This window comes from Streptomyces atratus (assembly GCF_014648655.1).
Classification (GTDB): Bacteria; Actinomycetota; Actinomycetes; order Streptomycetales; family Streptomycetaceae; genus Streptomyces; species Streptomyces atratus.
Window position 1 is genome coordinate 1,857 of record NZ_BMRN01000022.1, and the last position, 6,659, is coordinate 8,515.

General features: G+C 72.6%; 2 protein-coding genes. Both read right to left on the reverse strand.

What is annotated here, in order from left to right; translation table 11 throughout:
- Window positions 1-3,594 (reverse strand): type I polyketide synthase (locus IEZ15_RS27900; protein WP_189279927.1); only part of this gene is annotated, 3,594 nt, incomplete at its 3' end.
- A gap of 48 nt (window positions 3,595-3,642) precedes the next feature.
- The coding region (locus tag IEZ15_RS44350; protein ID WP_194535974.1) for an SDR family NAD(P)-dependent oxidoreductase at window positions 3,643-6,659 on the reverse strand (3,017 nt) is incomplete at its 5' end.

Below are 6,659 nucleotides of genomic sequence, written 5' to 3' on the forward strand. Positions count from 1 at the left end.
GTCAAGCAACGCGGGGTGGAGCCGGAAGTCGGCCGGGTCCGCTCCTGCGGGGAGCGCAACATCGGCGTAGACGTCATCGCCCGAACGCCAGGCGGCAGTCAGACCGCGGAAGGCGGGGCCATACCGCAGACCTTCCTCAGCCATACCGTCGTAGAAGCCCGCCAGGTCCACGGGCTCGGCACCGGCCGGGGGCCACTGGGAGACGTCGAAGGCACGCTCCGGCTCGGGACCGGCCGCCGTACCGGGGGCGAGGATGCCGGTCGCGTGCCGCGTCCACGGCTGGCCGCCGTCCTCGGGGCGGCCGTGCACGGCGACCTGGCGCCGGCCGTCCGGCTCGGCGCTGCCGACCGTGACGCGGATGGCGACGCCTCCCGACTCGGGGACGACCAGCGGTGCCTCAAGCGTCAGTTCGTCGATCACCGGGCAGCCGACCTGATCGCCCGCGTAGATGGCGAGTTCCACATGCCCGGTGCCCGGGAAGAAGACGGACTCGCCGACGCGGTGGTCACCGAGCCAGGGATGCGTACCGAGAGCGAGTCGGCCGGTGAGGCTCAGCGCGTCCGTGTCCGGTGCGGGCACCAGGGCCCCGAACAGCGGGTGCGTGGCCGGTTCGAGGCCTGCGGTCAGGACGTCTCCGGTGCCCACGGGGGCCGTGACCCAGTACCGCTCGCGCTGGAAGGCATAGGTCGGCAGATCGACCGGGGCGGGGGCGGCCTGGTCGAAGAAGGGACTCCAGTCGACCGGTGCTCCGTGCACGTATGCCTCGGCCAGCGACTGGGCGAACCGGTCCATACCGCCGTTGTGGCGGCGCAGCGAGCCCACCGGGGTGGCGGTGACTCCGGCCGCGGCCACCGTCTCGCCGAGTCCGACGAAGAGTCCGGGGTGCGGGCTGGCCTCCACGAAGAGGTTGAATCCGTCGTCGAGCATCGCGCGGGTCGTGTCCTCGAAGCGCACGGTGCGGCGGAGATTCTGGTACCAGTAGTCGGCGTCGAGACCGGTGGTGTCGAGCGGACCGCCGGTCACGGTGGAGTAGAACGTGGTCGAGGCCGGGCGGGGGGTGACGGCGGCCAGCTCCTCCAGCAGACGGTCGCGGATCTCCTCCACGAAGGCGGAGTGCGAGGCGTAGTCCACCGGGATGCGGCGGGTCTGCACGCCCTGCTTCTCCAGTTCGGCGTACAGCTCGTCGAGGGCGTCGGTCTCGCCGCACACCACGGTGGAGCTGGGGCTGTTGACCACGGCGAGCTGGAGCCTGTCCTCCCAGCGCCCGAGCAGCGCCTGGGCCTGTGCGGAGGGCAGACCGACCGACATCATGCCGCCGCGCCCGGCCAGGTCCTGGCGGATGATCCGGCTGCGGAGGGCGACGACGCGTGCCCCGTCCTCCAGCGAGAGGGCACCGGCGACGCAGGCCGCCGCGATCTCTCCCTGGGAATGCCCGACTACGGCGGCAGGTTCGACGCCGCACGCCCGCCACAGCTCCGCGAGCGAGACCATGACGGCCCACAGCACCGGCTGGACGACATCGACCTCGTCGAAAGTGGGCGCGCCCGGACGCCGGTGGACGACATCGAGAAGGTCCCAGTCCGTGTACGGGGCGAGCGCTTCGGCACACTCACGCATCCGGTGGGCGAACACCGTCGAGCTGTCGAGGAGTTCCACGGCCATGCCGGGCCACTGCGAGCCCTGGCCGGGGAAGACGAAGGCGACCTGTGCCTCGCCCGTGGTGGTGCCGCGGACGACGTGCGCCGCCTTGGTGCCGTCCGCGAGCGCGTCGAGGCCGGTCAGCAGCGCGTCACGCTCACCGGCCGGGCCTTCGCCGCTCCCCCGGGTGCCACCGCCTGCGGACTTGTCGGCGTCCAAGGCCGTGACGTTGCCGCCGAAGCCGCCGAGGACGACTGCGCGGTGCTCGAACGCGGTACGGGTGGCGATCAGCGCACGGGCGATGTCCTGCGGACGCACCGGGGTGTCGGTCTCGTCCCGGACGAAGGAGGCGAGCCGCTCCGCCTGGGCGCGCAGCCCGGCAGAGCTGCGTCCGGAGACCACGAACGGGATGACCGGTGACACGAGCCCGGGGATCTCCGTAGCGGCAGGCCTCTCTGTTCCGGCCGCAGCGTCGTGTCCGTCGGCCTCTCCCGTACCGGAGGCTTCGGCACCTGCGCCGGTTCCTCGCGTCGCCCCGGGTTCATCGTCGGCGTCCGCGGTGGTCTCCGGTTCGGGGGCCTCCTGGAGGATCACGTGGGCGTTGGTGCCGCTGAGGCCGAAGGCGGAGATGCCCGCGGTGCGTGGGTGGCCGTTCCGGGTCCAGGGCTCCGGCTCGGTGAGCAGGCTGACGTGACCGGCGGACCAGTCGACGTGGCTGGAGGGCTGCTCCACGTGCAGGGTCTTGGGCAGGGTGCCGTTGCGCAGCGCCATGACCATCTTGATGACGCCGCCGACGCCCGCGGCCGCCTGGGCGTGTCCGATGTTCGCCTTGAGCGAGCCGAGACGCAGCGGGTGGTCGGCGCTGCGCTCCTGGCCGTAGGTGGCGAGGAGTGCCTGGGCCTCGATGGGGTCGCCGAGTGTGGTGCCGGTGCCGTGTGCCTCGACGGCGTCGACGTGGGCACCGGGCACCCGGGCGTTCGCGAGTGCCTGGCGGATGACGCGCTGCTGGGAGGGGCCGCTGGGTGCGGTGAGGCCGTTGCTCGCGCCGTCGGAGTTGATGGCGGAGCCCCGTACGACGGCCAGCACGGGGTGGCCGTTGCGCCGGGCGTCCGAGAGGCGTTCCAGCAGGACGATGCCGACGCCCTCGGACCAGCCGGTGCCGTCGGCGGCGTCGGAGAACGCCTTGCACCGGCCGTCGGGAGCGAGGCCGCGCTGCTTGCTGAAGGCGACGAAGGGTGCGGGGGTCGACATGACCATCACGCCGCCGGCCAGTGCGAGGGTGCATTCGTCCTGGCGCAGGGCCTGGGCGGCGAGATGCAGGGCGACCAGGGACGACGAGCAGGCCGTGTCGACGGTGAACGACGGCCCTTCGAGGCCGAGGGTGTAGGAGATGCGGCCGGAGATGACCGAGGCGGCGCGGGCGGTCGCCATGTACGCCTCGACGGCTTCGGGTACGCCTTCGGGGAAGTCGCCGTAGTCCTGGATGCCGGAGCCCATGTAGACGCCGACACGGCCTCCGCGCAGGGTCTCCGGGTCGATGCCGGCCCGCTCGAATGCCTCCCAGGCGACTTCCAGGCTGAGGCGCTGCTGCGGGTCGGTGGCTTCCGCCTCCATGGGACTGAGGCCGAAGAACCCGGCGTCGAAGTCGCCTGCGCCCTGGAGAAATCCGCCCTGGTGGACGTAGCTGGTGCCGGGTTGTGAGGCGTCCTGACCCATGAGCTGGTCGAGGTCCCAGCCACGGTCGGCCGGCATGCCGGACACGGCGTCACGGCCCTCTGCGACGAGCTGCCAGAGCTCCTCGGGAGTGGTCACGCCGCCGGGGAAGCGGCAGCCCATGGCCACGATGGCGATGGGCTCCTGCGCTTGAGCCTCGGCGTCGTGGAGGCGCCGCCGTGTCCGCTGGAGGTCGGCGGTGACTTTCTTGAGGTAGTCGAGGATCTTCTCGTCGTTGGCCATATCGGTCTCACCGAGTCCTTTGGGTCAGATGCCGGCAGCGTGCCCGTGTCAGGCGAGGCCGAGTTCTTGGTCGATAAAAGCGAGGACGTCGTCGGCGGAGGCCGCGTCGAGGGAGTCCCCGACGCCGACCGCCGACTCGCCGCTCTGCTGGGCGGTCAGCTTGTCGAGGAGCGTCTGGAGCCGGGAGGTGATGCGGCTGCTGCGGATCTCCTCGATGTCCAGCGCGCCGACGAGTTCCTCGAACCGGTCGACCTCCGCGAGCAGGGGCACACCGGTGGCGTCGCTGTCCGGGAAGAGCCGGGTGTGGAGGTGGTCGGCGAGTGCGGTGGGCGTCGCGTAGTCGAAGACCAGCGTCGCCGGCAGGGCGGTGCCGGTGGCGGCGGTCAGTGCCTGACGGAGCTCGACGGCCGCCACGGAGTCGAAGCCGAGGTCTTCGAAGGCGCGTTGGGGGTCGAGCTCGGACGGTGACTCGTAGCCGAGGAGGGCGGCGACGCGGGTGCGTACGAGGTCGAGCAGGGCACGGCCTCGCTCGGCGTCGGAGAGGCCGGCGAGCCGTTCCATCAGCTCCGAGGCGTCGGGAGCCGTGGCGCCGGTGCCGGCGGACAGGACCTCCTGCACCTCGGGCAGGGCGTCGAGGAGCGGGCGGGGACGGGCGAGGGTGTAGGTGGGGGCGAAGCGGGACCAGTCGAACTCGGCGACGACGAGGTGACTCTCGTCGTGTTCGAGCGTCTGGCGCAGGGCGCCGATGGCGAGGCCGGGGCGCATCGCGGGGGCGCCGATGCGTTCCATCACGGCGCTGAGTTCGGCGTCGACCATGCCGCCCTGCCAGGAGCTCCAGGCCACGGAGGTGGCGGTGAGTCCGCGGGCGCGGCGCCGGTGGGCGAGGGCGTCGAGGTGGGCGTTGGCGGCAGCGTAGGCGGTCTGTCCGGCGCTGCCCCATACGGCGGCGCCGGAGGAGAAGAGAACGAAGGCGTCGAGGGGGTGGTCATCGAGCAGGGCGTCGAGGTGCAGGGCGCCGGTGACCTTGGCGTGGCCGACGGCGGCGAATTCCTCCACGGTGAGGTCGGGGAGCGGTGCCATGCGCTGGCCGGCCCCGGCGGCGTGCACGACGGTGGTCAGGGGCAGCTCCGCGGGTACGGCGTCGAGTATCGCGGCCAGCGCGGCGCGGTCGGTGACGTCGCAGGCGGCGAGGGTCACGCGGGTGCCCGTCTTCTCCAGTTCGGCCGCCAGATCGCGGGCGCCTTGGGCTGTGTCGCCGTGACGGCTGAGGAGCAGGAGGTGTTCGATGCCGTCAGCCGCGAGCATGCGGGCCACGTGGGCGCCGAGGCCGCCGGTACCGCCGGTGATGAGGGCGGTGCCGCGGGGGGTGCGGGGGTGGCGCGGGGTGCGGTCCCCGAGCGGTGCGCGGACCAGGCGTCGCGCGAGGACGGCGCCGGCCCGTACGGCGACCGCGTCCTCCCCCGATGCACCGGTCAGGACTTCGCAGAGCCGCTGCACCGCGGTGGGGTCGAGGTCCGCGGGGAGGTCGACGGTGCCACCCCAGGTGTCGGGGTGGTCGAGGGCGAGTCCGCCACCGAGGCCCCAGAGCGCGCTCTGGGCCGGGGCGGTCAGCTCGGCCGAGGCGGTGGTGGCCACGGCACCCTGGGTGGCGCACCAGAGGCGCGTGGCGAGACCGCTGTCGGCCAGGGCCTGGGCGAGAGTGACCGTAGTGGTCAGGCCCCGGGACAGGTGCGGGTGGACGGGGTCGGGGCGGTCGTCGAGGGCGAGCAGGGAGAGGACGCCGCCGGCCGGGTGACCGGCGAGGCGCATGGCGAGTTCGGCGCGGTCCTGTGCCGGTCCGACCTCGACGACCTGGGGGGCGGCTCCGCGGGCGGTGAGACCGGTGAGGATCGCATCGATCCGTGCGTCGCCGGTCGCACCTTCCGCGACGGCGACGAGCCAGGGGGCGCCGAGAGCGGCGGCGGTGGACGTGGTGGCGGCCGGTTGCCAGACGACGCGGTAGCGCAGGTTGTCGAGGGCGGCGCGTTCCTGGTGGAGGTGGCGCCAGCGTGCCATGGCCGGCAGTACCGCGCCCAGGGCGGTCTCGGGTACGGCCAGCCGGTCGGCGAGCGCGGTGACGTCCTGCTGCTCCACCGCTGCCCAGAAGGCCGCTCCGGTCGGGTCCGCGGCGGAGTCGGTGGCCTGGGGTGCGTCGACGCGTTCGACCCAGTAGGTGCGGTGCTGGAAGGCGTAGGTGGGCAGGGGCACGGGGCGGGCACCCCGGTCCGCGAAGAAGGCGTTCCAGTCGACCGCGGTGCCTCGCGCGTGGGCGTGGCCCACAGCAGTGAGCAGGGTGCGTTCCTCGTCGCGTGTGCGTCGCAGGGTGGGCGTGCACACCACGTCGGGGGCGTCCATGAGGCAGTCGGTGGCCATGGGTGTGAGGGCGGCGTCCGGACCGATCTCGATGAGGACGCGGGCGCCTTCGGCGTACAGGGCCCGGACTCCGTCGTGGAAGCGGACGGCCTCGCGGACGTGGCGGACCCAGTACTCGGGGGTGGTCAGGTCGCCGGGGCCGGCGAGCCGGCCGGTCACGTTCGAGACGAGGGGAAGCCTCGGTGCTTGGTAGGTCAACTTCCCTGCGACCGCACCGAATTCCGCGAGCATGGGGTCCATCAGCGGGGAGTGGAACGCGTGCGACACGGTGAGCCGCTTCGTCCTGCGCCCCAGCCCCGCGAAATGATCCGCGACCCGCAGCACCCCCTCCTCCGCACCCGACACCACCACCGACGACGGACCGTTCACCGCCGCGAGCCCCACCTCATCCGTCAACAACGGCAGCACCTCACCCTCCGCCGCCTCAACCGCCACCATCAACCCACCCACCGGCAACGCCTGCATCAACCGACCACGCGCCACCACCAACTCCGCCGCATCCCCCAACGACAACACCCCTGCCACATGCGCAGCCACGATCTCACCGATCGAATGACCCGCCACCACATCAGCCCGCACCCCCCACGACTCCACCAACCGGAACAACGCCGTCTCCACCGCGAACAACCCCGCCTGCGCAAACATCGTCCCGT